The sequence below is a fragment of the Nocardia sp. NPDC004718 genome, assembly GCF_053601535.1.
The window spans coordinates 89,665-113,941 of record NZ_JBSGCA010000016.1 but is presented as its reverse complement, the minus strand read 5'-3'; the positions used below and the strand labels follow the sequence as shown (position 1 = coordinate 113,941).

The 24,277-nt window shown below is 70.2% G+C and carries 23 protein-coding genes; 19 read left to right on the top strand and 4 right to left on the bottom strand.

Going from position 1 to position 24,277, the window contains the following annotated elements; all coding sequences use genetic code 11:
- Nucleotides 1-55 precede the first annotated feature (55 nt).
- From ACWEH3_RS15040 to ACWEH3_RS15010, 7 genes are all read left to right on the top strand, one after another.
- On the top strand, nt 56-1,219 hold the full coding sequence (locus ACWEH3_RS15040; protein ID WP_450016111.1) for an alpha/beta fold hydrolase: 1,164 nt from the start codon (nt 56-58) through the stop codon (nt 1,217-1,219).
- 63 nt (nt 1,220-1,282) lie between these two features.
- The gene (locus ACWEH3_RS15035; protein WP_450016113.1) at nt 1,283-2,374 is read left to right on the top strand and encodes an ABC transporter substrate-binding protein; all 1,092 of its coding nucleotides are present in this window, start codon (nt 1,283-1,285) and stop codon (nt 2,372-2,374) included.
- Complete coding sequence (locus ACWEH3_RS15030; RefSeq protein WP_450016115.1) at nt 2,374-3,237, top strand: ABC transporter permease; 864 nt, start codon at nt 2,374-2,376, stop codon at nt 3,235-3,237. The genes ACWEH3_RS15035 and ACWEH3_RS15030 overlap by 1 nt, the downstream gene beginning before the upstream one ends.
- A complete protein-coding gene (locus tag ACWEH3_RS15025; protein WP_450016117.1) occupies nt 3,213-3,965 on the top strand; it encodes an ABC transporter ATP-binding protein in 753 nt (250 codons plus the stop codon). The genes ACWEH3_RS15030 and ACWEH3_RS15025 overlap by 25 nt, the downstream gene beginning before the upstream one ends.
- Complete coding sequence (locus tag ACWEH3_RS15020; protein ID WP_450016119.1) at nt 3,962-5,311, top strand: LLM class flavin-dependent oxidoreductase; 1,350 nt, start codon at nt 3,962-3,964, stop codon at nt 5,309-5,311. The genes ACWEH3_RS15025 and ACWEH3_RS15020 overlap by 4 nt, the downstream gene beginning before the upstream one ends.
- Nucleotides 5,312-5,696: 385 nt before the next feature.
- Entirely contained in the window at nt 5,697-6,920 is a 1,224-nt protein-coding gene (locus ACWEH3_RS15015) for an MFS transporter (protein ID WP_450016121.1), read from the top strand.
- 101 nt (nt 6,921-7,021) lie between these two features.
- Nucleotides 7,022-8,164, top strand: a complete 1,143-nt coding sequence (locus tag ACWEH3_RS15010) for an alpha/beta hydrolase family protein (RefSeq protein WP_450016123.1) — start codon at nt 7,022-7,024, stop codon at nt 8,162-8,164.
- 98 nt (nt 8,165-8,262) lie between these two features.
- On the opposite strand, the gene ACWEH3_RS15005 is transcribed toward ACWEH3_RS15010, so the two are convergent.
- Nucleotides 8,263-8,847, bottom strand: coding sequence for a TetR/AcrR family transcriptional regulator C-terminal domain-containing protein (locus tag ACWEH3_RS15005; protein ID WP_379255643.1), 585 nt, complete (start codon nt 8,845-8,847; stop codon nt 8,263-8,265).
- A 103-nt stretch (nt 8,848-8,950) separates the two neighbouring features.
- On the opposite strand from ACWEH3_RS15005, the gene bioB reads away from it, so the two are divergent.
- The 5 genes from bioB (at nt 8,951) to ACWEH3_RS14980 (ending at nt 12,188) form a co-directional block, all read left to right on the top strand.
- Nucleotides 8,951-9,997, top strand: coding sequence for a biotin synthase BioB (gene bioB, locus ACWEH3_RS15000; protein ID WP_450016126.1), 1,047 nt, complete (start codon nt 8,951-8,953; stop codon nt 9,995-9,997).
- A gap of 33 nt (nt 9,998-10,030) precedes the next feature.
- Complete coding sequence (gene bsaP, locus ACWEH3_RS14995; protein ID WP_355078290.1) at nt 10,031-10,258, top strand: biotin synthase auxiliary protein BsaP; 228 nt, start codon at nt 10,031-10,033, stop codon at nt 10,256-10,258.
- A gap of 32 nt (nt 10,259-10,290) precedes the next feature.
- Nucleotides 10,291-10,914, top strand: a complete 624-nt coding sequence (locus tag ACWEH3_RS14990) for a DUF2567 domain-containing protein (RefSeq protein WP_450016128.1) — start codon at nt 10,291-10,293, stop codon at nt 10,912-10,914.
- Between the two features lie 89 nt (nt 10,915-11,003).
- Nucleotides 11,004-11,537 carry a DUF1353 domain-containing protein gene (locus ACWEH3_RS14985; RefSeq protein WP_450016130.1) on the top strand — a complete coding sequence of 178 codons (534 nt, stop codon included), beginning with the start codon at nt 11,004-11,006 and terminating at the stop codon, nt 11,535-11,537.
- Nucleotides 11,538-11,636: 99 nt separating this feature from the next.
- Nucleotides 11,637-12,188 (top strand): AAA family ATPase, encoded by a 552-nt coding sequence (locus tag ACWEH3_RS14980; protein ID WP_450016132.1) that lies wholly within the window; start codon nt 11,637-11,639, stop codon nt 12,186-12,188.
- A gap of 311 nt (nt 12,189-12,499) precedes the next feature.
- On the opposite strand, the gene ACWEH3_RS14975 is transcribed toward ACWEH3_RS14980, so the two are convergent.
- Complete coding sequence (locus ACWEH3_RS14975; protein ID WP_450016134.1) at nt 12,500-13,264, bottom strand: NUDIX hydrolase; 765 nt, start codon at nt 13,262-13,264, stop codon at nt 12,500-12,502.
- 77 nt (nt 13,265-13,341) lie between these two features.
- Here ACWEH3_RS14975 and nadA point away from each other — a divergent pair, with 77 nt between their 5' ends.
- From nadA to nadC, 3 genes are all read left to right on the top strand, one after another.
- Entirely contained in the window at nt 13,342-14,385 is a 1,044-nt protein-coding gene (nadA, locus tag ACWEH3_RS14970; protein WP_450016136.1) for a quinolinate synthase NadA, read from the top strand.
- Between the two features lie 109 nt (nt 14,386-14,494).
- Nucleotides 14,495-16,063, top strand: a complete 1,569-nt coding sequence (locus ACWEH3_RS14965; protein ID WP_450016138.1) for an L-aspartate oxidase — start codon at nt 14,495-14,497, stop codon at nt 16,061-16,063.
- Nucleotides 16,064-16,129: 66 nt separating this feature from the next.
- A complete protein-coding gene (gene nadC / locus ACWEH3_RS14960) occupies nt 16,130-16,990 on the top strand; it encodes a carboxylating nicotinate-nucleotide diphosphorylase (RefSeq protein ID WP_450016140.1) in 861 nt (286 codons plus the stop codon).
- 105 nt (nt 16,991-17,095) lie between these two features.
- Here the strand turns inward: nadC and ACWEH3_RS14955 are convergent, their stop codons facing one another.
- Both ACWEH3_RS14955 and ACWEH3_RS14950 read right to left on the bottom strand, forming a co-directional pair.
- Entirely contained in the window at nt 17,096-18,274 is a 1,179-nt protein-coding gene (locus tag ACWEH3_RS14955) for a winged helix DNA-binding domain-containing protein (protein WP_450016142.1), read from the bottom strand.
- Nucleotides 18,275-18,488: 214 nt separating this feature from the next.
- Nucleotides 18,489-18,836, bottom strand: a complete 348-nt coding sequence (locus tag ACWEH3_RS14950) for an ArsR/SmtB family transcription factor (protein WP_397078002.1) — start codon at nt 18,834-18,836, stop codon at nt 18,489-18,491.
- Nucleotides 18,837-18,942: 106 nt separating this feature from the next.
- On the opposite strand from ACWEH3_RS14950, the gene ACWEH3_RS14945 reads away from it, so the two are divergent.
- The 4 genes from ACWEH3_RS14945 to ACWEH3_RS14930 all read left to right on the top strand — a co-directional run bounded on the left by ACWEH3_RS14945 (nt 18,943) and on the right by ACWEH3_RS14930 (nt 24,236).
- A complete protein-coding gene (locus tag ACWEH3_RS14945) occupies nt 18,943-20,163 on the top strand; it encodes an MFS transporter (protein WP_450016145.1) in 1,221 nt (406 codons plus the stop codon).
- 123 nt (nt 20,164-20,286) lie between these two features.
- Nucleotides 20,287-21,171, top strand: a complete 885-nt coding sequence (locus ACWEH3_RS14940) for an alpha/beta hydrolase family protein (protein ID WP_450016147.1) — start codon at nt 20,287-20,289, stop codon at nt 21,169-21,171.
- A gap of 62 nt (nt 21,172-21,233) precedes the next feature.
- On the top strand, nt 21,234-22,094 hold the full coding sequence (locus ACWEH3_RS14935; protein ID WP_450016149.1) for an arylamine N-acetyltransferase family protein: 861 nt from the start codon (nt 21,234-21,236) through the stop codon (nt 22,092-22,094).
- A 378-nt stretch (nt 22,095-22,472) separates the two neighbouring features.
- Nucleotides 22,473-24,236, top strand: coding sequence for a penicillin-binding transpeptidase domain-containing protein (locus ACWEH3_RS14930; protein ID WP_450016151.1), 1,764 nt, complete (start codon nt 22,473-22,475; stop codon nt 24,234-24,236).
- Nucleotides 24,237-24,277 lie beyond the last annotated feature (41 nt).

Below are 24,277 nucleotides of genomic sequence, written 5' to 3'. Positions count from 1 at the left end.
CTGAACGATAGCGGGCTCATGGCGACCGCCCGCACCCGTGCCTACAGTGGGATGGATGTCGCCGATGGACGAGAGGCACCCGTCCACCGTCTCCGACTGGGACGACGCGCGACGCCGAGCTCGGCTGCGGGACACGAGCCTGGGGCACGGGTGGAAGACGTTGCGCCGCACCAGGGTGACGCTGCTTCGGGTGGCCGCACTGCTGCTGGCCGGACTCGTGGTGTTCGCACAGTACTGGACGTACGACGTCGCGCCGGAACAGGCGCGACTGGCGCGCACCGAGCCCGCCATCCTGCCCGTCGCCCCGCCGGTGGACCCGCAGAACTGGGACACCGTCGTGGTGGATCTGGTCGGGCTCGGCGGGCTCGACGCCAGTGACACCGCCGCCGCGCTGCCCGCTCTGCGCAGGATGGGCATGGTGTGGGCGATCCGCTACGACAATCAAGGTATCGACACCAAGGTGATCGCCGACCTCGTCGTGCGCGCCGCCGAACTGTCGGGCCTGCGCAACGTCGTGCTCGTCGGCCACAGCATGGGCGGCGTGATCGCACTGGAGGTCGCCGAGCACATCCACCGTGACAGCGACCGCAGACTGGTCGGGGTGATCCTGGACTGCACGCCGGTCGACCTGGACGCGGTCCGTCCGGAGAGTCGCGGGCGCGGTGAGGACATGCTGCGGTGGATGGGCTGGCTGCCCGGTGCGCGGGAAAGCCGCATGCTCCGGCTGGTCGTGGAGACCTACGCTCGCCGGGACCGTTTCGTCTACCGGGGCGACGGGCTGCCCGGCATCCGGTTCGGCCAACTGGGCCAGGTGCTGGCGGAAGTGATGCGGGAGAAGATCGTCTCCCGCGACGCGGCGAGCAACGGTCTGATCGAGTCCCAGTTCACCGCCATCGTGGCCGGTGGCGCGACGGACGACCTGCGCGCCCTCGCCCAGCCCGTGGCCGACAAGCCACGGCCCGCCATCGTCTTCATCCGGCCGCGCGACGCGAGCGCCGACCGCGTGGTCGACGTCGAGTACTCCCACCGGGTGCTGATCGAGCGGTCCGGCGGGGTGGACGGCACGCTGCTGGTGGTGCTGGCGCGAAACACCGGGCACGCGAATCCGATGCAGCGGCCCCGGGAATACAACACGGTGATCGAGCAGCAGATTCTGCCGTTCGTGCAGCGCTACCAGCAGCAGGTCCGGTCGACGACGGTGGCCGCGCCGCCCCGCTGAGGGTTCGAACCAGGCTGAGACAAACCGTTTTCGCGCCGGTTTCGTCTTGTTCTAATTCGCCTTATGTTCCGACCAAGTACGTTCCGGTCCGGCCTCCGTGGCCGCGCGACCGCCGCATTGCTCGCCGTGGCGACCGTTGCGACCCTCGGACTCACCGGCTGCGCGAAGGACGACAAGCCGGTCGGTCCCACCGCCGACGGACCACTGCCGACCGAGGTTCCCGCTGGCACCACCCTCGTGGTCGCCGACCAGTCCGAGCGCCTGCAATCGGTGCTGCGCATCTCCGGCGAGCTCGACAAGCTTCCGTTCAAGGTGGAGTTCGCCAACTTCGTCGGCGGTCCCGCCATCCTGGAGGCGTTCCGGGCGGGCGCCGCCGATGTCGCCCAGGTCGGCGACGTCCCGCCGATCCACGCCTTGGTGGCTGGGCAGGACGTCCCGATCATCGCGTCCTACCAGACCAGCACCACCGCATTGAAACTCGCGGTGGCGCCGGGCAAGTCCGTGACGAAGCTCGCGGATCTGAAGGGCAAGAAGATCGCCTACGCGGAGGGCACGGCACAACAGGCCGCGGTACTGCGCGCCATCGACAAGGCCGGGCTCACCACCTCCGACGTGCAGCTGGTCCGGCTGCAACTGGCCGAGTTCCTCGATGCCGTGCGCACCGGCCAGGTCGACGTCGCGCCGCTGATCGAGCCGAACGTCACCCGGTTCCTGCGCACGCCGGGCACCTCGCTGGTCCCCGACTCCGAGACCACGGGCCTCTACGGCGGTCTCGCCTATCTGTACGCCCGCCGCGCCGTCGTGCGGGACCCGGCGAAGGCGGCCGCCACCCGGGCGCTGGTCGGCGCGTTCGTCCGCGCCTACCAGTGGGCCAACACCCACCCGGAGGACTGGGCGCGCCGCTACTACGTGGACAACCAGAAGGTGAGCGCCGACGACGCCAAGCGCATCGTGGACTCGCTGGGCGCCTACGTCTTCCCGCATCTGGACCAGCAGCTGGTCGACCGGCAGCAGGCCACCATCGACGCCATCGCCAAGGCGGGCGAACTGCCCAAGAAGGTGCGGGCGTCCGACGGCTTCGACCTGCGCTTCGACGCCGCGATCACGCAAGCGGTCACCGAGAGCGGCGCGTCGTTCGAACCGAAGGCACGCTGATGGCGACCCTCGACGCCGCGGTGCTGCGCCGCTTCGGCCTCGGCCGCTCCACGGCGGAACCGATACTGGCGAAACGCAAACCGGCCCGGCCGCGCCTCGGCCCGGGCCGCCCCATCCCGTTCGGCATCGCGGTGGGGCCGGCGTTGCTGATCGCCGCCTGGGTGGCCGGTTCGGCCACCGGCGCTTTGGATCCGGAGACCCTGCCCGCGCCGTGGACGGTCGCCGAGACCGCCGGTGACCTGCTCGCCGACGGCCGCTTACAGAGCAATCTGCTGACCTCGGTGCGGCGCGCCGTGATCGGGCTCGGGCTCGGTGTCGCGATCGGCCTGGTGCTGGCGCTGCTGGCCGGGCTGAGCCGCGTCGGTGAAGCCTTGGTGGACGGGCCGATCCAGATCAAACGCGCCATTCCCACGCTCGCGCTGATCCCGCTGTTCATCGTGTGGTTCGGCATCGGCGAGGAAATGAAGCTGGTGGTGATCACCACCAGCGTGGCGATCCCGATCTACCTGAATACGCACGCGCACCTGCGCAGCGTCGACGCCAGGTATGTGGAACTCGCCCAGACCGTCGGCCTGTCGCGCTGGGGATTCGTCCGCCGGATCGCGCTGCCGGGATCGCTGCCCGGCTTCTTCACCGGCCTGCGGCTGGCCGTCACCATCTCCTGGCTGGCGCTGGTCGTGGTGGAACAGGTCAACGCCACCAGCGGCATCGGTTACCTGATGACCCAGGCCCGCACCTACGGCCAGATCGACATCATCGTGGTCGGCCTGGTGATCTACGGCCTGCTCGGCCTGTTCGGCGACCTCTTGGTGCGCGCGGTGGAAAGGAAGGCGCTGTCATGGCGGCAGACACTCGGGGACTGAACGTCGTCCGCGCCCGGCGGCTGCGCCGTGGCTTCGGCGACCGGGTGGTGCTGCGCGATCTCGACATCGACATCGCGCGCGGCGAGTTCGTCGCGCTGCTCGGCCGCAGCGGTTCGGGCAAGAGCACGCTGCTACGAGCGCTCGCCGAATTGGACTACGACGTGCCCGGTTCCGGTGAATTGAGCGTGCCCACCGAGCGTTCGGTGGTGTTCCAGGACTCCCGGTTGCTGCCCTGGGTGCGGGTGCTCGACAACGTGACCCTCGGTCTCGGCGGTACGGACGCCGCCGGTCGCGGCCGCGCGGCGCTGGCCGAGGTCGGGCTCGCGGGCCGGGAGAAGGCATGGCCCAAGGAGCTTTCCGGTGGTGAGCAACAGCGTGTCGCCCTGGCGCGTTCGCTGGTGCGCGAACCCGAGCTGCTGCTGGCGGACGAACCGTTCGGCGCGCTGGACGCGCTGACCCGGATCAAGATGCACGCACTGCTGCAGGACCTGTGCGCCAAGCACCGGCCCGCCGTGCTGCTGGTCACCCACGATGTGGACGAGGCGGTGCTGCTGGCCGACCGTGTCCTGGTGCTCGACGACGGGCGCATCGCGGTGGACCAGCGCATCGACCTGGAACGCCCCCGCCGCCACGGCGATCCCGCCTTCCTGCGGCACCGCTCCCTGCTGCTGGCCAGCCTGGGCGTCGACGTCGTCGACACGCCCACCGACGAGAAGAAAGCCTCATGACCGCACCGCGCCAACTCAGCCTCAACGCCTTCATCTACCCCTCCGGCCACCACGAGGCGGCCTGGCGGCATCCGTGGAGCAGCCCCGAACGGATCTACGACGTCGCCTACTACCAGGAGATCGGACGCACCGCCGAAGCGGCGAAACTGGACGCGGTGTTCTTCGCCGACGGACCCGCACTGCGCGACAACGTGAAGCACAACGCGACCTCCGGCCTGGAACCGATCACCCTGCTCACCGCGATCGCCACCGCGACGACGAATCTCGGCCTCATCGCCACCGCGTCGACCACGTACTACGAGCCCTACAACCTGGCCAGGCTGTTCTCCACGCTGGACCACATCTCCCGCGGCCGGGCGGGCTGGAACATCGTCACCACCGGTACCGATCTCGCCGCGGCGAACTTCGGTCTGGACAAGCATCCCGACCACGCCGAACGGTACGCCCGTGCGCGGGAATTCGTCGACGCCGTGGTGGCGCTGTGGGACAGCTGGGAGGACGACGCCATCGTCCTGGACCAGGCATCCGGCGTGTACGCCGACCCGGAGAAAATCCACCAGATCGACTTCGCGGGCGAATACCTGCGGGTGCGTGGACCGTTCAACGCGCCGCGCACGCCGCAGGGCCACCCGGTGCTGGTGCAGGCGGGCGCGTCGAACGACGGGCGGGCGTTCGCGGGCAAGTACGCCGAGGCGATCTTCACCGCGCATCAGCGGCTCAGCGACGCCCAGGCGTTCTACGCCGACATCAAGGAGCGGGCCCGTGGCTTCGGCCGTGACCCCGAGCACATCAAGATCCTGCCGGGGATCAGCCCGTTCATCGCCGACACCGAGGCGGCGGCCAAGAAATTGGAGCAGGAGTTCAACGAGCTCACCGTGCCGGAATACGGCCTGGCCCAGTTGGAGGGCATCGTCGGGATCAGCCTGCGGCACCTGCGGCTGGACGAGCCGATCCCGGTCGATTTGTTCGACGCGGCGGGCGAGGTGACCGACAACGGGAAGAGCCGCTTGCAGGTCGTGGCGGGCATCGTGCAGCGCGAACGGCCGACCGTGCGCGGCCTGCTGCACCGCCTCGCCGGTGCGCGCGGCCACCGGGTGTTCGCCGGAACCCCCGAGCAGGTCGCCGACACCATCGAGGAATGGTTCCGCAACGGCGCGGCCGACGGGTTCAACGTCATGCCGCCGTACTACCCGGGCGGACTGGAGATCTTCGCCGAGACGGTCGTGCCGATCCTGCAGGAACGCGGCCTGTTCCGCACCGAGTACACCGGCACCACCCTGCGCGACCACTTCGGCCTGCCCCGCCCCGACAGCCGTTTCGCCCCGCAGCCCGCGCTGGCCCGGTGAGCGGCGCCGACGAAAGCGACTGTCCGCCTGGGCGCGGGGCTGTCCGCCACAGGACGGCATCGGTGGGTCGGCCCCGCGCGTTCGGTGCGGGGTCGGCCGACGCGGTGCCCCGCTCACGGGTCGGGCATTCGAAGTCGGTCGCCCACGCTAGCGTGCGCGTCGTCGATCCACACGCTGTGCTGGTCGACCAGAACAAGCGAGTCGGGTTCCAGGGCAATGCGCGCCAGGTGTGCTCCGGGCGCTGGTGGTCGGCCGGTTCCGAGTCTCGTGCTGTCGAGTCGCGGGTTGCTTCCACCACGCAGGTTGTGCGGTTCGCCTCGGGCAGCGGCTTCGGGCTGGATGTGATCGGGCGGAGCGCGGCCGCGCGGCATCGATCGGCGATGCGATGAGCGAGCGGTCCGTCGTATCGGGCGACATCGTCGGCGCGGTGCGGTTGCGGTCGCTGACCTGGACGGTGTTCGTGCCTATGGTGGTGTACGGCATCGGGTCCGGCGCGGCGGCGCCGATGTACGCGCTGCGCGCGCTGGACTTGGGCGCGTCGGCCGGGCTGGCGGGGATCATCGTCGCGCTGTCCGGGTTGGGCATGGTGCTCACCGACCTGCCCGCGGGGCGGGTCGTCGCCACCATCGGGGAACGCGGTGCGCTGGCGGTGGGCTCGGTGCTCGGTGCGATCGGCGTGCTCGCGGCGATCATCGCGCCGAATGTCGGCGTCCTCGCGCTGGGCATGCTGCTCAACGGAGCGGCGGGCGCGGTGTGGGGCCTGGCTCGCCAGTCCTATCTGGTGGCCGTGGTGCCCCCGAACGACCTCGGCCGCGCGATGTCGACGCTGGCCGGTTCGATGCGGCTCGGGTTCTTCTGCGGACCGTTCCTCGGTGCGGCCGTGGTGCATTCGCTCGGTCCCAACGGCGCGTTGTGGTTGCAGTTGGTGACCACGGTGGTGTCCGGCGCGGCCATGGCGGCGATCCGATCGCCGGAGGGATCGGGCGAGGCGGGCGCGGGGCAGGCGCTGACGGCGATCGTGGTCGAGCACCGCAGGACCCTCGGCACGCTCGGCCTGGCCGCGCTGCTGGTCGGGGCCGCGCGTGCGGCTCGGCTGGCGCTGCTGCCGTTGTGGGCCGCGCACATCGGAGTGAGCGCGTCGACCACCAGTTTGGTGTTCGGCCTGGCGGGCGCGGTGGACGTGCTGTTGTCGTATCCGGCGGGCGTGTGGCTGGATCGCTACGGCAGGCGGGCGACCGGCGTGCCGTCCATGGTCCTGTTCGCCGCCGGTTTCGGTGTGCTGCCGTGCACTTCCTCGGTGCTCGGTCTCGGTTGCGCCGCGGTGCTGCTCGGGCTGGCCAACGGCATGAGCAACGGGCTGATCATGACGGTCGGTGCGGATGTCGCGCCCGATGGGCAGCGGGCGGAGTTCCTCGGCGCCTGGCGGCTCACCCACGACATCGGCATGTTCGCCGGGCCGGTGGCGGTCGGCGCGATCAGCGCCGTGACCGTGCTCGGCGGAGCGGCCATCGCGCTCGCGCTCACCGCCGCGGCGGGCGCCTACACGATGCATCGCTGGTTTCCGGGCGTGGTCGAGGCGCCGGGGCGGCGGTCGGCCGAGACCGGGTAGGCGCTCGGCCGCCCCGCCGTGGCGCGGGATTCGAGAATTTCCACTGGTGGCACGTGTCGCTAGGGCCTGGTCATCGGCGCGCGTCGGTATGGTGATGCGGCATGTCCCTATCGTTCCTTCGGCGATCCGGTCTGGTCGCCGCCTCGATAAGCATGTGCGTCGCGGTCACGCTCGGGGTGGCCCCTGCGACAGCGGAAAGCCCGGCGACCGGGCAATTGAGCGGGGTCGAGCTACTCGATCCCGCGTGGACTTTCCCCAAAGCCGCGGTGTCGTTCGGGATCAGTTACACCACGACCGATCAGCACGGCGCACCAGCGCAGGCATCCGGTGCGCTCTATCTGCCCCCTGGCCTGCCGCCGCAGGGAGGATGGCCGCTGGTGGTGTGGGCACACGGAACCGCGGGCATCGGCGATGCCTGCGCGCCGTCGCGCCGCCCGCAGTCCGAGCGGAACGTCACCTATTTCGACCAGATACTCGAGAACGGGTACGCGGTTCTGGCTCCCGACTATCAGGGCCTCGGCACCCGCGGGCAGTTCAGCTACTACAACACGAACGTCGAGGGGATGTCGATAATCGACGCGGTCGCGGCGATGCGCACGACTCCGATTCCGCTGTCACGCAGATGGGTCGTGGTCGGTCAGTCCGAGGGAGCGCACGCGGCGATGAGCGCGGCCAGTTTGTATGCCGAGCGAGGCGGTTCCGCTACGGGGTTGAGCGGAGTGGTGGCCACCGGGCTGCGCACCGACCCGAGCAAGAGCCTGCCGGAGATGTTCCGGCTGGACTCGACCGGCTCCAAGAACCAGATCGCCTACGCGGCGTACTACCTGGCTTCGCTGGAGGAACTGCATCCGGGCAGCGTCACCCCGTACCTGTCCGATTTCGGCAAGGACTTCGTGGAAAGAGCCGCCCACGAATGTCTTTCGCATCTGGTCGAGCGCGCCGACGGCCGCCGACCGTCGGCGCTCGTCGCCGACCCCGACCGGCCGACGCCCACCTTCGCCGAGGACATCGCCGCTTTGACGGGATTTCCGCAAGATCGGTTCACCAGCGATGTCATGATCGGCTACGGCACCGCGGACATCGATGTGCCTCCCACCGACACCGAGAACTACGGGAAAGAACTGCAAGAGCTGAACCCCGGAATACGAGTGACGGTCCAGCAGTACCCCGGCAAGGACCACAGCGGCGCGTTCCTGGCATCGCTTCCGGATGCGCTGGGATTTCTGAACACGCACCTGCGCTGACGCTCGGCGCGCCCCCGCGAGGGGCAGTGGCTGTCGACTGCTTCGGAAACGGCCGCCACACCTACTGCGGAACCGTTATCGGGTGGACGCGCCCGGCGTCAGCGGACACGGGTGCCGAGCAAGTGCCGCACACCCGCGACGAACAATTGCAGGCCGAAGTCGAAACGGGCGGTGGGGTCGGTGGTCTCCTCCAACGGCGACGCGCCCTCGGGCAGGGCGCCCGCCGAGTCCATCTGCATCCTGGACTGCTCGTCCACGGTCTCGCCGAGGACGTAGTAGAGCAGCGTGAACGCCGCGAGTTCGGCCTCCTGGCGCGGCATGCCCGCGCGGATGGCGGCACTCACCAGCCGTTCTCGCCCTTTGCTCGTGGTGAGCCGGGACGCGTAGGTCGCCGACACCAATTCGGCGCCGTCGCGATAGGCCAGCAGGCAGTCGCGCAGCCGGTGCGCCAGCTCGGTGATCTGACCGGACCATTCCTCGGCTTCGATCGGGTCCTCCATGGGCGCGAGGATCTTGTCCGCGACCGCGCCGAGCAGCGCCTGCTTGTTCGGAAAGTGCCAATACAACGCGCCCGGCTGCACCTGGAGCGAGCCGGCCAACCTGCGCATGGTGAGGTCGGCCAGGCCGTATCGGTCCAGAATCGCGATGGCGCCGTCGACCACGTCCGCCCGGTGCAGCTGCACTCGATGCCCTTCCCGTCGTGCTTTGACTCACTCCTACCGCTACCCTAGCCTGAACACCGTTCAAGTTGCACGGCCACCTCGGCCGGACGAAGGGATTCGTGCAGTGACCCAGGCACCTGTAGACACCGCAGCGCCAGGACCGACGGAGGTCGGGACGTCGCAGATCTTGTCGATCGCCCGCGAGCAGGTGCTCGAGCGCGGAGTGGGACTGAACCAGGAGCAGACCCTGGAGGTGCTACGGCTCGGTGACGACCGGCTGGAGGAGTTGCTCGCCCTGGCGCACGAGGTGCGCATGAAGTGGTGCGGCCCCGAGGTCGAGGTCGAGGGCATCATCAGCCTGAAGACCGGCGGCTGCCCGGAGGACTGCCACTTCTGCTCGCAGTCGGGCCTGTTCCAGTCGCCGGTGCGCGCCGCGTGGCTGGACATTCCCAGCCTGGTGGAAGCCGCCAAGCAGACCGCGAAGACCGGCGCCACCGAGTTCTGCATCGTGGCGGCCGTGCGCGGTCCCGACGAGCGCCTGATGGCCCAGGTGGCCGCCGGTGTCGAGGCGATCCGCAACGAGGTGGACATCCAGGTCGCCTGCTCGCTGGGCATGCTCACCCAGGAGCAGGTAGACCAGCTGGCCGCCATGGGTGTGCACCGCTACAACCACAACCTGGAGACCTCGCGGTCCTACTTCCCGAACGTGGTGACCACGCACACCTGGGAGGAGCGCTGGGACACCCTGCGCATGGTCCGCGAAGCGGGCATGGAGGTCTGCTGCGGCGGCATCCTCGGCATGGGCGAGACGCTGGAGCAGCGTGCCGAGTTCGCCGCGAACCTGGCCGAACTCGAGCCCGACGAGGTGCCGCTGAACTTCCTCAACCCGCGTCCTGGCACGCCCTTCGGCGACCTGGAGGTGCTGCCCGCGTCCGACGCGCTGCGCGCCGTGGCCGCGTTCCGGCTCGCGCTGCCGCGCACCATGCTGCGCTTCGCGGGCGGCCGGGAGATCACCCTCGGTGATCTCGGCGCCAAGCAGGGCATCCTGGGCGGCATCAACGCCGTGATCGTCGGCAACTACCTGACCACCCTCGGCCGCCCGGCCGAACAGGACCTGGACCTGCTCGGCGAGCTGAAGATGCCGATCAAGGCGCTCAACGAAACGCTCTGACCCGGCTCGGTTGCGACGAAGAGGCAAGCGAGCATGAGTACTGTCATGGACATGGACGAGCGCTACAACCCGTTCACCGGCAAGCGAATCGTGCCGGGCCTCGACGACGCGATCCCGGCCGCCGCCGCGCTGGGCCTGGAGCCGCCGCGCTTCTGCGAACAGTGCGGACGCCGCATGATCGTGCAGGTGAGCCCGGACGGCTGGTGGGCCAAGTGCTCCCGGCACGGCGTTGTGGACTCGGCCGAACTGGAACGCCGCTAGTGGCGTCTCCGTTGCGGGGTGAGGTGCGGGCGGTGGCTGTGGTCGCCGTCGCCGTGGTGGTGGTGAGCGCGCTCGCCGGTGTCGGCTGGGGCCTGCTCGCGCCGACCGAGCGGCTGCTCGTGGTCGAGCCGGGTCGCGGTGTCGGGCTGACCGGGGAGAGCGCGCATCAGTTCGACGCGCTGGCGTTGTTCATCCTCGCGGGGGCGGTGCTCGGGTTGCTCTGCGCACTGGCTGTGTGGCGCTGGCGCTCGGCGCGCGGGCCACTGTTGCAGCTGGGCCTGCTGATCGGTTCCGGCGTGGGCGCGGTGGTGATGGCCGGTGTGGGGGAGCAGGTCGCCGAGTGGTCGCATCCGCGCCCGCACGACCCGCCGGTGGGCCAGATCGTCACCTTGCCGATCGAACTGGGCAGCGACCTCGCGCTGATCGTGCAGCCGCTGATCGCGTCGTTCGTCATGCTGTTCCTCGCCGCGCTGAGTACCTCGGAGGACCTCGGCAGTGGCCGCCGCGCCGCCCGGAAGGAGGAGGAAGCCTCCTACGACGGCCAGGGCGCCTTCATGCCCTATGGCGACGCTGCGAGCAGCGCAGAGCTGCCCTATGGTGGCTACCAGCCTGCCCCAGAGGGATATTCGCTGCCCGAGTATCGCCAGCGCCGCTGACGCGTCGTCCGGCACGTCGCCGCGACGGGGAAGGCTTCCCGAACCACTTCGGGGTCGGGAATTCGTAGCGTGCTGGGAAGGAATGCGACGTGGCCTTCGTGGGTGGCGGTCCGGTCGTCGAAGAGCTCGACGCCAAGTTCTGGCGGGTGACCGAACCACTGGTCTATCGCGGCGCAACGGAGGAATTCGTGGTTCCCGCCGGTTTCCGTACCGATTTCGCCTCGGTGCCGCGGGCGCTGGTCTGGCTGATTCCGCGTTACGGCGTCTACACCCGAGCCGCGATCCTGCACGACTACCTGCTCAGCTCGAACGCGGTGAGCGTGGCCGACGCCGACGGCGTCTTCCGCCGTAGCCTGCACGAACTCGGGGTCTCGCTGCCGCGCCGCTGGATGATGTGGGCGGCCGTGCGCGCCGCTCACCGGTTACGCGGCGCGAGCGCGGGCGACGTCGCCCGGTTCGTCGTCGTCGCGGTCCCTTCCGTGTTCTTCCTCGCCGTTCCCGCGACCGTGGTGACGATGTTCCTCCTGCTGTTCTGGCTGGTGGAGTTGGCCTTCTGGGCCGCGTCGCGCCTAACACAGCGGACCGAGGCTCCGCCGCCCGGTCCGCACATGAAGACCGCCTGACCGTCCCGCCTGCGGTCTCGGGGAGAACTCGGGGCCCGGTGCGTGCTCGGCGCGGACGAGTTCCGGCCGCCGCAACGGCGCATGAGTTACGGTGCCGACATGAGCGACGAACCGCCCAGGCTCCCCGCCCTCGTCGTCGTCAGTGGCCCGCCTGGGTCGGGCAAGACAACGCTCGCGCACACTCTCGCCCGCGCGATCGGCTGTCCCGCCATCTGCCGGGACGAAGTCAAAGAGGGCATGGTCCACGCGACGGAGAACTACTCCCCGGACCGCTCGAACGAGCTGAACCTCCGCACGCTGCCGGTGTTCTTCCAAACGCTGGAGCTGTTGCTGCGGGCCGGGGTTACGGTGGTGGCCGAAGCCGCCTTCCAGGACCGGCTGTGGCGTCCCGGCCTCACACCGCTGCGAGCCCTCGCTCAACTGCGCGTCGTGCACTGCGTGACCGATCCGGTTCTCGCGGCGCGGCGAATCCACTCGCGCCACCGATCCGATCCGCTCCGCCGCGCCCACTCCGATCACGAACACCCCGCCCCGGCGCCCACCGCCTTCGAACGCGTTTCCCTCGACGTGCCCTCGCTCGAGGTCGACACCACCTCCGGCTATCGCCCCGGCCTCACCACCATCCTCGCCTTCCTCGACGCGCCTTCATGATCAACGGCACACGACGGAGGGGCCACTGGATCGAAAACGGGTGGAGATGGACGGGTGGGCGGGGATACGGTGGGCTGCCGGAAGGGGATCTCGTCGGAAGGAGGGCCGGGCAGTGGAAACCGTAGGTCGGATGGAAGCCGAGGCGTCTCCTGCGGAGAGCGAACGGGCCGATCTGGCGGCGTGGCGGCGGCGAGATGCTCTGCGGCGCAGCAACGCCGCGCGTCCCATACCGAGTAAGCGGCAGTATCGTCGCCGGGACAAGCATCGCAAAGCCGTGGCCGATTAGCGTTAGCGTCCCGGTCCGTCGGGAATCATGAAGGGCCGGGTGGGCGCAGCGCCGCGAATTCGTCTGTCACGCGCAAGCCGGAGTCGGTGAAGCGGTACACCGCGGCAGGGCGGCCGCCCGCGCGGCCGGGGGCGGCGGTGGCTCCGGTGGGGGTGATCACCTTGCGGCGGGAGAGAACTCGCTGAAGGTTCGTCGTGTCCACGTCGTAACCGAGTGCGGCGCAATAGATTTCGCGCAGTGTCGACATGGTGAACCGGTCCGGCGCCAGGGCGAAGGCGATGTTGGTGTAGGACAATTTCGCCGCCAGCCGGGTGCGTGCGTGGTCGACCACCGTGCGGTGGTCGAAGGACATGTCCGGCAGTGCCGAGACCGGGTGCCAGGCGGTGTCCGGGGGCAGCTGCGGGTCGGCGGTCAGCGGGACCAGCCCGAGGTAGGCCGAGGCGATGCGGCGTGGGCTCGGCACTCGGTCGGGGGCGCTGAACACGGAGAGCTGTTCCAGATGGCTCAGCTCGCGCACGTCGACCTTCTCGGCGAGCTGGCGGCGCGCGGAGGCGTCGAGGTCCTCGTCGTCGCCGAGCCGTCCGCCGGGGAGCGACCAGGTGCCCTTCTGCGGGTCGAGTGCGCGTTCCCACAACAACACCGCGAGTTCGGTCCGCTGGTCGGGCGGGCACCGTAGCAGCATGCCTTCTGCCCGGTCGGCGGCGGCGTGACCTGCGGCGATGTCCCGGGGGAAGCGGCGAACCTGGAACACCGCGGTGAGCGATTCGTGGATGGTGCTACTATGGGCCACGTTTTCGATTATAAGTCGAAAACCTGGTTTGGTGCGAATCGGCGGTGTAGCCGACCGCACGAGGAAGGGAGCCATCCATGGCGACGACGGGTGCGAAACTGGCGCCCCCGCTGATGGGGCAGGTGTTCGACGGACCCTCCGGGTTCGCGGGTGTCGAGGCGACGCCGGAGTGGGCGCAGGAAGTCAAGCGTCTGGCCAGGGAGCGCAACGCGACGATCCTGGCGCACAACTATCAGCTGCCGGAGATCCAGGACGTGGCCGACCACGTCGGCGACTCGCTGGCGCTGTCGCGGATCGCGGCCGAGGCGCCCGAGGACACCATCGTGTTCTGCGGCGTGCACTTCATGGCCGAGACCGCCAAGATCCTGAGCCCGGCGAAGACCGTGCTCATTCCCGATCAGCGTGCGGGATGTTCGCTCGCGGATTCGATCGGCGCCGACGAACTGCGTGCCTGGAAGGCCGAGCACCCGAACGCGGTGGTCGTGTCCTACGTGAACACCACGGCCGAGGTCAAGGCGCTCACCGACATCTGCTGCACCTCCTCCAACGCGGTGGACGTGGTCGCCTCGATCGACCCGGACCGCGAGGTGCTGTTCCTGCCGGACCAGTTCCTCGGCGCGCACGTCAAGCGGGTCACCGGCCGCACGAACATGCACATCTGGGCGGGCGAGTGCCACGTGCACGCGGGCATCAACGGCGACGAGCTCACCGAGCAGGCGCGTACCCACCCGGACGCGGAACTGTTCGTGCACCCCGAATGCGGGTGCGCCACCTCGGCGCTGTACCTCGCGGGCGAGGGCGCGTTCCCGGCCGATCGGGTGCACATCCTGTCCACCGGAGGCATGATCGACGCGGCCAAGGCGGCGAAGTCGAATCAGGTGCTCGTGGCCACCGAGGTCGGCATGCTGCACCAGCTGCGAAAGGCCGCCCCCGGCATCGACTTCCAGGCCGTGAACGACCGGGCGTCGTGCAAGTACATGAAGATGATCACTCCGGCGGCCCTGCTGCGCTGCCTGGTCGAGGGCCGTGACGAGGTCCACGTCGATCCGGAAACCGCCGCACTGGGCCGCAACTCGGTGCAGCGGATGATCGCGATCGGCAATCCCGGCGGCGGTGAATGAGTCCGACCGCTGCCCTCGCGGCGGCGGGTCGCTCTCCGGCGCAACGCGCTGACCACAGCGCCCGCGCCGCAGAACGTCCGCGGATCGGAAGACAGAGAGGCGCGGGGCGATGACAACCCGGGTTTCCATCGACTGGGAGGCCGAGGCCGATCTGGTCGTGATCGGCGGTGGCGTCGCGGGACTGACCGCGGCGCGCACCGCGTCACTGCGCGGGCTGCGGGTGCTCACGCTCAGCAAGGGCGGGCCGACGGATACGTCCACCCAGTACGCCCAGGGCGGCATCGCCGTCGTGGCGCCGCACGGTGACTCGGTCGAATCACACGTGCACGACACGGTGGAGGCGGGCGTCGGCCTGTGCGACGTGGACGCCGTGCGCTCCATCGTCGAGGGCGGGCAGGACGCGGTGGCCGCGCTGACCGACCTGGGCGCGGTGTTCGACCTCGGCCGTGACGGCCAGATCTCGCGGACCCGCGAGGGCGGGCACAGCACCCGCCGGATCATCCACGCCGGGGGCGACGCCACCGGCGCCGAGGTGCAGCGGGCGCTGAACGAAGCCGGCTTGCCGGTGCTGTTCGGCGCGGCCGTCGGCGAGATCGTCACGGGGCCGAACGGTGTGCGGGGCGTGGTCGCGCTGTCGGAGCGAGGTTTCGGTGTCGTGCACGCGCCCGCTGTGTTGCTGGCCACCGGCGGACTCGGCCAGTTGTACGCGCTGAGCACCAATCCGCCGGGCGCCACCGCCGACGGCATCGCGCTCGGGCTGTGGGCCGGTGCCGCCGTCGCCGACCTCGAATTCGTGCAGTTCCACCCGACGGTGCTGTACACCCCCGGCGGTATCGGGCGCAGGCCGCTGATCAGCGAAGCGGTGCGCGGCGAAGGTGCGACATTGGTCGACACCGAAGGCAACGCGGTGACCGCGGGGGTGCATCCACGGGGCGATCTCGCTCCTCGCGATGTCGTCTCCCGCGCCATCGCCGCGCGCATGCGGGCGCTGGGCACCGAGCACGTCTATCTCGACGCCCGCTCGATCGACGGTTTCCCGCAGCGGTTTCCGACGATCACCGCCTCGTGCCTCGCGGTGGGTATCGATCCGCGCACCGACCTCATCCCGGTCGCGCCTGCCGCGCATTACCAGTGCGGGGGAGTCGTCACCGACACTCACGGCCGTACCGGAGTGCCCGGCCTGTACGCGGCCGGAGAGGTCGCGCGCACCGGACTGCACGGGGCGAACCGGTTGGCGTCCAACAGTCTGCTGGAGGGGCTGGTGGTCGGCGAGCGCGCCGGAGCCGCCGCCGCCGAGCGGCTCGGTGAGCGGGCCCGGGTGAGCGAGATACCCACGCGCGTAGCCGAATACGTCGACCGCGACGTAGTGCAGCACCTGATGACCACGCACGCCTCGGTGGTCCGCGACCGCGCCGGTCTCGCGGAAGCGCTCAAGCGACTCGACGACGTGGCCACCAACCGCGACCCGCTCGCCGCCGCCACCCACCCGATCGCCGGAATCGAGGACGCCGCACTCACTCTCGCGGCTCGCGCGCTGCTGCTGGCCGCGCTCGCCCGCACCGAGAGCCGCGGCTGTCACACCCGATCCGATCACCCGGACGCCCTGCCCGAACTCCGCCACAGCCTCCCGATCCGGCTCAACGGCGACGGCGTCCCCGAGTACGCCCCCATTCCCTGACCATACGCACCGAGCGGGGCATCCGGTGGACCGCGAGAACCCGCTCGGTGAGAGAGGAACGCTTCGATGGCTCTGGACGACGCCCTGGATCGCGACGAGGTGCTGCGCGTCATCCGCGCCGCGCTGGACGAGGACCTGCACTACGGCCCGGACGTTACGACGACGGCCACCGTGCCCGCGGACGCGGTGATCAAGGCATCGGTGGTGTCGCGGGAACCGGGAACCGTGGCCGGGCTGGACGCCGGGCTGCTGGTGCTCGACGAGGTGATCGGCGCGGACGCCTACGAGATCACCGACCGCGTCGCCGACGGCACCCGGGTGTCGCCCGGACAGTCCGTGCTGACCTTGATCGCGCCCACCCGTGGGCTGCTCACCGCGGAGCGCACCATGCTCAACCTGGTGTGCCATCTGTCCGGCATCGCGACGGCGACGGCCGCCTGGGTGGACGCCGTCGCGGGCACCCGCTGCCGCATCCGGGACAGCCGCAAGACGCTGCCCGGCCTGCGCGCGCTGCAGAAGTACGCCGTGCGGGTCGGCGGCGGCGTCAACCACCGGATGGGTCTCGGCGACGCCGCTCTGATCAAGGACAACCACGTGGTCGCCGCGGGGTCGGTGGTCGAGGCGCTGCGCGCGGTCCGCGCCGCCGCCCCGGACATCGACTGCGAGGTCGAGGTCGACAGCCTCGAACAGCTCGACGCCGTGCTCGCCGAGAACGTGGAACTGGTACTGCTGGACAATTTCCCGCTCTGGCAGACCCAGGCAGCCGTGCAGCGCCGCAACGCCGCGTCCCCGCGGACGAAACTGGAGTCCTCCGGCGGCCTGAGCCTGGACGTCGCCGCCGACTACGCCCGCACCGGCGTCGACTACCTCGCCGTCGGCGCCCTCACCCATTCGGTCCGCGTCCTCGACCTCGGGCTGGACATGTAGGTACCTGCTCGAACGAACAAGGCGCGCGGCGCGGATCGTTCGGACCCGGCGAATGCGCGAATCTCCATGTCGCCCGAGCTGCCCGGCGGGAGCCGGTGCGCTCGGTCAGGCGGTGAGTTCGCGTTCCAGCGGCGTCCGGAAACGGGGAATGGCGCGCACGTCGCCGTACCATTCGGCGACTCGCTGCGCCTGCGCGGCGATCATCGCCTCGGCGTCGGTCCCCACGTCTTCGAGCAGGCGGTAGACGATCTCACCGTCACCGCGCTGCGCCCAGCCGCCCACGATGCGCCCGTCCCACCAGACGGTGGGCCCGATGTTCCCGTTGCGATCGAACAGGTTCGGTGCGTGGGGGCCGAGGAACCATTCTCGAGCCTGCCAGCCCATGGGCGTCGGATCGAGCGCGGGAAGCAATGCCGCCCATGGCTCGGGGGCGGCGACCGGCTCCACGTCGTCGGCCAGTACTACGCCCGTCACGCCGTCGAGGTCGACCTCGACCAGCTCGAGCGCGCCGAGCGCCGCGCGCACCTCGCCCAGCGTCCACCCGGTCCACCACTTGATGTCGGACACCGGCGCGGGACCGAACGCGCGCAACCAGTGGCGGACCAGCTCGGCGCGGGCTTCGGCGGCGGGAATCACGGGGACGGGGTCCGGCAGCCACGATTCGATCGGCGCCCAAGTGTATTGGCTGCTGGTCCAGCTGCCGTTCGGCCGTCCGCGCACGATGCGGCCTTCGCAGCCGAGCGTCACCAGTACCCAGGTGGTGATGTTCGTCGGCTTCGAGTACGGCTTGTCCGGCGCGGTGTTCACCTGGGTGCGCAAGCGGGGGACGTCCTTGCTCAGCTGCGCGCCGGTCGCCGCGCCGCGATCGAGCAGCGCCTTGTGCGTCTCGGTCTCGACTTCGGCCCACCAGCGCCGCACATCGCCGTCCCCGATGCCCGCCTGTTCCAGGTACTTGCCGTAGGTGCGCCGCTGTTTGTGCGCCAGCGCGTCCGCGCACGAACCCTGGAGGATCGCGACCAGCTCCACCGGCACGACGAACATGGTGCGGCGCATGGCCAGCATCCGCAGCAGCGAACGGTCGTCGTACAGCGCCTGTTCGACATCCGCGGGCGCCAGCCCCTCGGCGCGGGCCGCGACGGAGAGGAAGACAGTCGCCGGATCGGTCGCGTGCAGGGCGACCAGCGAGCGGGCGATCTCCGCGACCTGTCCGGCCCGCTCCGGGGTGGCCAGCCGGTGTCGCACCGCCAGCCGGGCGCGCCGCTCGGCGACATCAATCGAACGCATAGGCGAATCGTAGCGTTCGCGCCGTCGGGGCAGAGGCCGAAGCGCTCCGGAGCCAGGCGCAGCGTCCGGCAGGGGTCGCGGACGCCCGTGGTCGCCGCCGGGCCGCACGCGCCCGCCGCGCCGCCGATCAGGATGCCGTTGCCATCCGGACTCGGAATGAATACCGGGACCGTAACAGGGCTCGGACGCCGGGTCCTGCCCCCGAAGTTCTGGATCAGTCGGCGGGCTCCCAGGCGCGGACCAGGTCGAGCAAGCCGGGAAAGCGCGCCTCGAGATCGTCGACGCGGACCTGGCTGCGGCGTTCCAGTCCGTAGCGCCGCTGTCGGGTGACGCCCGCCTCGCGCAGGACCCGGAAGTGGTGCGTCAACGTGGATTTGGGGCGATCGATGCCGAACCAGGAGCACGACCGGTCGGTGTCGGGGGAGTCCAGTAGCAACCGGCGGACCATGGTCAGGCGCAGCGGGTCGCTCAACGCGGCCAGGACGTGATCCAGTCGCAGGTCGGCGCGGTCCGGCTCGGGCAGCACGGAGGTGGCATCGGCGGTGTCGGCGGCCGCTGGCATCGCGTTCTCCTCGGATTTCGGACGACTTGTACGAGTTCTATCGTACTAGGTGTTAAGTTCGACTACTGTCGTACCAGTACGAGAAAATTCGAACCAAGGAGTGGTGATGGGATCGACGGTGACGGTGCCACGCACGGAAGCGCCACGTACGGGCGGACGTTCGGTGTGGGCGGCGGCGTGGCCGGTGTTCGCGGTGTTCGTGTTGTCGAACGCGCCGACCCCGCTGTATGTGGTGTGGCAGCGGGCGATCGGCTTCTCCGCCGGGACGCTGACCGCGGTGTTCGCCTGCTACATCGCCGGATTGCTGGGTGCGCTGCTGGTCGCGGGCGTGGTGTCGGACCGGGTGGGCCGCAAACCGGTGCTGCTGCCCGCGGTGGCGGCGGCGATGGTGGCCTGTGTGTTGTTCGCGGTCGCGCAGTCGGTCCCGCTGCTGGCCCTGGCGCGACTGCTGACCGGCCTGGCGGTCGGCGCGACGGTGTCGGCGGGAATGGCGGCGGTAACCGATGTGGGCGGGTCCGCCCGCAAACGGGTCGCCGCGCTGGCCGCGTCCACGGCGATGGTGCTCGGAGCCGGGAGCGGGCCATTGCTGGCAGGCATTCTGTCCGAAGCGCTACCCGGCCCGACGGTCACGGTCTTCCTGGTCGAGATCGCCGTGCTCACTACGGCGTTCGCAGTGGTGGCCCGGTTTCCTCTGCCCGCAGGTTCCGGCGGGCGCGGACCGTGGATCCGGATCCCGTCGGTCGTAAGGGAAGGTCGCACCGCGGTGCTGCTGGGGATCGCGGTGTTCGGACCGGGCATCACCGCGACGTCGTTCGTGCTGTCGCTGGGGCCGTCGGTGCTGGCGCATCTGCTCGGTGTCGCCGACCGGGTGCTCGCCGGTGCGGTGGCGTTCGCGATGTTCCTGGCCGCGACCGGAGTCCAGTTCGCGGCCAGGCGGTTCGGTGTGGGCGTCATCCTGCTCGGCGGCACGATCGCGACCGTGACGAGCATGGCCGCGCTGGTGCTCTCACTGGTCGCGACCTCGCTTCCGCTGTTCGTGACGGCGGCCGTGCTCGCCGGCGCCGGTCAGGGGCTCGGCCAGTTCGGCGGACTGACGGCGATCAGCGCGAGCGTGCCGGGCGAGCGGCTGGCCGAGGCCAACGCCGCGCAGAACGTCGGGGGGTATCTCCCCGCCGCGGTACTGCCGCTGGCCGCCGGGTTTCTCGGCGACGCTTATGGATTGAGCGCAGGTGTGATCGCGTTCGGTGTGGTGGTCGGCCTCGCGGCCGCCGCGGGCGGACTGCTCGTCGTGGCGCGCCTGCGCCGCGATGCCGCGCTGACGGCGTGACATCATCCGGGGATGCGATGGGCATCTCTCGTAACGTGCTGCGCGGTGGCCGGTGTGCTCCTGACGACAGTTCTTGTGGCGCCACGAGTTTCGGCGGATGGGGACTGCGCCGGAGATGTGGCGGTGCGCCCTGTTTCGCTGACCGTGGACGGGGAGGAGGCGACCGGCCGGGTATACGAGCCCTATCGGTGCGCCGAGGGCGACGCGACCGCGCAGGCGCTCGTGGTCGCGGTGCACGGGCACGATGGGTCGTCGGCCGATTTCGCGGGCTACCTCGAGTCGATCGCCCGGCGCACCGCGACGCCGATCCTGTCGATGGATCTGCGCTCGGCGCGCAGCGTGTGGCGCACCGGAGAATGGAATCTGTGGGCGGGGTGGCGCGACATCGTCGCCGCGACCACGTGGTACAGGGATACCCATCGCTCGATCACCCGCACGGTGCTGTGGGGCTGGAGCCAGGGCGGCATCACCAGCGGTCTCGCGGTGGCGCACGGCCCGCGCGGGATGTTCGACTACTGGGTCGACAATTACGGTCCCGCCGACGATTTCACGATGTGGTCGGGCGCCGCGTCCGTGGATCCGGCGCTGCCCGCGCAGATCGAGCGCGACGCGGGTGGTTGCCCGCCCGCCGCCTGCCCGCTCGCCTACGCCGAACGCTCGCCCGCGCTGCTGGCGGCCCGGATGGACGTGCGGCGAGCGTTTCTCGTCCACGGCAGCGCCGACGACGTGGTGCCGTATGCCACCAGCGTCGAGATGCGCGCGGGGCTGCTCGCCGCGGGCAGACCCACCTCGATGTACACCGTCGTGACCGGGCGCGATCTGCACGGGCGGGTGGTTCCCGGCGACCACAGCGTCGGGCCGGCTTTCTTCGAGGGCGGTTGCGTCGTCGAGCGCCTGCTGCTCGGCGCGGAGCCGGTCGACGGCCCGGATCGCGACTACCTCGTGGACGTCGCGCACGACGTCGTCACCGCACCGGCCGCCCCGCCGGGCGCGAAGTGCGCGGCGTGAGGGAACACGATCGCCGTTGCGCGCAGTTGACCGGGAAGAACCGACGACGAAGTGAGGACGCGATGAGCAAACCCGCCGACCCGGCTTACCACTGGAACGGAGCGGATCTCGATCTGGACGCCTACCTGGCCCGAATCGGGTTCGACGGCGAGCGCGCCCCCACCGTCCGGACGCTGCACGAGCTGGTGCGGACGCACACCACCGCGATCCCGTTCGAGAACCTGGAGATCATCCTGGGCCGGTCGATCCCCCTGGATCTGGCGACCTTGCAGGACAAACTCGTGCGGCGCCGCCGCGGCGGTTACTGCTACGAGAACGTCGGACTGTTCGCGGCCGCGCTGGAACGGCTCGGGTTCGGGGTCACCGGCCTCAGCGGGCGCGTGAGCATGGGCGCGGGCACGGCGCTGCGGCCGGCCACCCATGCCTTGCTGCGCGTGACCACCGCCGACGACGACCGCGTCCGGCTGTGCGACGTCGGCTTCGGCGCCGGACCGCTGGTGCCGTTCGAATTGTCCGCGGGCGAATTCACCGGCGGCGAATGGCAGTTCCGGCTGGAGAGCAGGCGCGGGGAGCTGGATTCCGACCTGTGGGTACTGCACCAATTCGGCCGGGACGGGTGGATCGACCGGTACAGTTTCACCTTGAATCCGCAGTACGGCATCGACTACGCCGTCGGCAACCATTTCGTGTCGACCTCGCCGCGTTCCCCGTTCACCACCCGGCCGTTCGTGCAGCGTTTCCACCCGGAGGTCCACCAGGTGCTGGACGGCACCACGCTCGTCACCGAGTACCCCGACGGCACCGGCAACACAAGGGAACTGGAGCCGACCGAGCTGCCCAAGGTTCTCGCCGAGGTGTTCGACATCGACCTCACCGAGGCCGATGCCGCCGCACTCGCGGATACTCCGTGGATACGCGACTGATCCCGCGATCCGCCCGCCTCTGCGCGGCCCCCTAGGCGTACCTCCGCCTTCGCTTCGGCCGTGCGCTTTGTGCGTACCTCCGCGTTCGCTTCGGCCGTGCGCTTTGTGCGTACCTCCGCGTTCGCTTCGGCCGTGCGCTTTGTGCGTACCTCCGCGTTCGCTCCGGCCATGCGCTCTATGCGTACCTCCGCCTTCGCTATGGCCGTGCGCGGGTTGTCGGCGGGTGATGCACGGCTGTGCCGATTGGGCGTACTTTCGCCTTCTCTGTGCCCTGCGGGGGGCGTTGACGGGTGATGTCCGGCTGTGTCGGTCAGGCGTACCCCGCCTTGTCGCGGCTGTGCGCGGGCTGTCGGCGGACGATGTCCGGCTGCGCCCATTATGGTCGTCGGGGTGCGTACCAACCGGAAAGCCCTTGTCCTGTTCGCCGCACCGCTGCTCGTGGTCGCCGCCTGCTCGTCCGGGCCGGACCAGCCCGATACCGTGGCAGGGCAGTTCGCCGAGGCGTTGAACCGTGACGATATCGCCGCCGCGGCCGCGCTCACCGACAATCCGGCCGTGGCCGCCGACACCCTCGGCGCGCTGTACGACGGCCTGGGCAAGGACGTGCGTTTCGACGTCCGCTCGGTCGACGACAACCGCTTCGCCCTGGCCGCCACCTGGAAGCTGGGCGCGGACGGCAAGTCGGAGTGGACCTACACCACCAACGGCACCGCGCACGACGACGGGAACGGATGGCGGGTGAAGTGGGATCCCGCCACGGTCGCCCCCGGGCTCGCGGCGGGGCCGTTGAGTTACGGCAGGATCTATCCGCAACCGGCCCGCATCCTCGATTCCGCAGGCGGCGAGCTGATGACCGAACAGGTCGTCACGCTGGTCGACGTCGGCCCCGGCGCCGACCTCCCCGCGGTCGCGGATCTGCTCGGCCCTCTCGCGCCCGGCCTCACCGCCGGGTCGGTGCAAACCGAACTGGCGGCGGCGCAAGGAAAGCCGATCACCGCGATCACCTTGCGCGATTCCGACCTCGCCCCGATCCGAGACCGCCTGGCCGCGCTGCCCGGTGTCACCCTCGCCCCGCAGACCCGCCTGCTGACGACCGACAAGGCATTGGCCGCCCCGACCCTGTCCGGACTGGCCGAGTTGTGGCAGCAGTCCGCCGATGCGCACGCCGGGTGGGCCGTGCGCGCCCAGACGCCGCAGGGCACCGAGCGGGTCGCGGGCACGGATCCCACGCCTACCACCGACATCGCGACCACGCTCGATCTCGGCTTGCAGCGCGCTGCCGAGGCGGCGCTCGCCCCGATCACACAGCCCGCGGCGATCGTCGCCCTGCGTCCGTCGACCGGCGAGGTCGTCGCGATCGCGCAGAACGCCCCGGCCGACGCGCAGGGCCCGATCGCGCTGACCGGGCTCTACCCGCCGGGTTCGACGTTCAAGACGGTCACCGTCTCCGCCGCGTTGCAGGCGGGAACGGTCACACCCGACACCGTGCTGCCCTGCCCCGGCACCGCGAATATCGAAGGCCGCCGCATCCCCAACGACAACAATTTCGATCTCGGCGCGGTTCCGCTGCACACCGCGTTCGCCCGCTCTTGCAACACCACGATGGGCGCCCTCGCCGTGCGATTGCCCGCCGACGCGCTGACGAAAGCGGCAACACAACTCGGGCTCGGCATCGATTACGTCACACCGGGCCTGACCACGGTCACGGGAAAGGTGCCCGCGGCCGATACCTCCGCGTTACGTGTGGAGTCGGCGATCGGTCAAGGGCAGGTGACAGCGTCGCCGTTCGGCATGGCTCTGGTCGCCGCGTCCATTGCCCGCGGCTCGGTGCCCGCGCCCACCGTGGTCGCGGGCAAGCCGGGCACACCGGACCGCACCTCGGACGCGCTGCCGCCGCAGGTCGACGACCAGCTGAAAGCCATGATGCGTGAGACCATCACCGGTGGCACCGCGACCCAATTGCGCGACATTCCCGGCCTGCTCGGCAAAACGGGCACCGCGGAGTACATCGATGACGCCCACGCCCACGGCTGGTTCGTCGGCATCGACGGCGACCTGGCCTTTTCCGTGTTCATCAGCGACGCGGGCAGTTCGGCTCCCGCGGTGGACGCGGCGGGCAGGATGCTGCGCGCTCGTGGTTAGTCCCTTTCGGGCGATTCGAGGCAGTGTGAAGGCCCGGCTGA

Bases quoted from the DNA above. Each gene is read 5' to 3' on its own strand.
- ACWEH3_RS14980 (WP_450016132.1), top strand. From the start codon at position 11,637: ATGAGCGACGAACCGCCCAGGCTCCCCGCCCTCGTCGTCGTCAGTGGC.
- ACWEH3_RS14950 (WP_397078002.1), bottom strand. From the start codon at position 18,836: ATGCCAGCGGCCGCCGACACCGCCGATGCCACCTCCGTGCTGCCCGAG.
- ACWEH3_RS14945 (WP_450016145.1), top strand. From the start codon at position 18,943: ATGGGATCGACGGTGACGGTGCCACGCACGGAAGCGCCACGTACGGGC.
- ACWEH3_RS14930 (WP_450016151.1), top strand. From the start codon at position 22,473: ATGGTCGTCGGGGTGCGTACCAACCGGAAAGCCCTTGTCCTGTTCGCC.
- ACWEH3_RS15025 (WP_450016117.1), top strand. From the start codon at position 3,213: ATGGCGGCAGACACTCGGGGACTGAACGTCGTCCGCGCCCGGCGGCTG.
- bsaP (WP_355078290.1), top strand. From the start codon at position 10,031: ATGAGTACTGTCATGGACATGGACGAGCGCTACAACCCGTTCACCGGC.
- ACWEH3_RS14965 (WP_450016138.1), top strand. From the start codon at position 14,495: ATGACAACCCGGGTTTCCATCGACTGGGAGGCCGAGGCCGATCTGGTC.
- ACWEH3_RS15010 (WP_450016123.1), top strand. From the start codon at position 7,022: ATGTCCCTATCGTTCCTTCGGCGATCCGGTCTGGTCGCCGCCTCGATA.
- nadA (WP_450016136.1), top strand. From the start codon at position 13,342: ATGGCGACGACGGGTGCGAAACTGGCGCCCCCGCTGATGGGGCAGGTG.
- ACWEH3_RS15015 (WP_450016121.1), top strand. From the start codon at position 5,697: ATGAGCGAGCGGTCCGTCGTATCGGGCGACATCGTCGGCGCGGTGCGG.
- ACWEH3_RS15020 (WP_450016119.1), top strand. From the start codon at position 3,962: ATGACCGCACCGCGCCAACTCAGCCTCAACGCCTTCATCTACCCCTCC.
- ACWEH3_RS15030 (WP_450016115.1), top strand. From the start codon at position 2,374: ATGGCGACCCTCGACGCCGCGGTGCTGCGCCGCTTCGGCCTCGGCCGC.
- ACWEH3_RS15040 (WP_450016111.1), top strand. From the start codon at position 56: ATGTCGCCGATGGACGAGAGGCACCCGTCCACCGTCTCCGACTGGGAC.
- ACWEH3_RS14955 (WP_450016142.1), bottom strand. From the start codon at position 18,274: ATGCGTTCGATTGATGTCGCCGAGCGGCGCGCCCGGCTGGCGGTGCGA.
- ACWEH3_RS15035 (WP_450016113.1), top strand. From the start codon at position 1,283: ATGTTCCGACCAAGTACGTTCCGGTCCGGCCTCCGTGGCCGCGCGACC.
- nadC (WP_450016140.1), top strand. From the start codon at position 16,130: ATGGCTCTGGACGACGCCCTGGATCGCGACGAGGTGCTGCGCGTCATC.
- ACWEH3_RS14935 (WP_450016149.1), top strand. From the start codon at position 21,234: ATGAGCAAACCCGCCGACCCGGCTTACCACTGGAACGGAGCGGATCTC.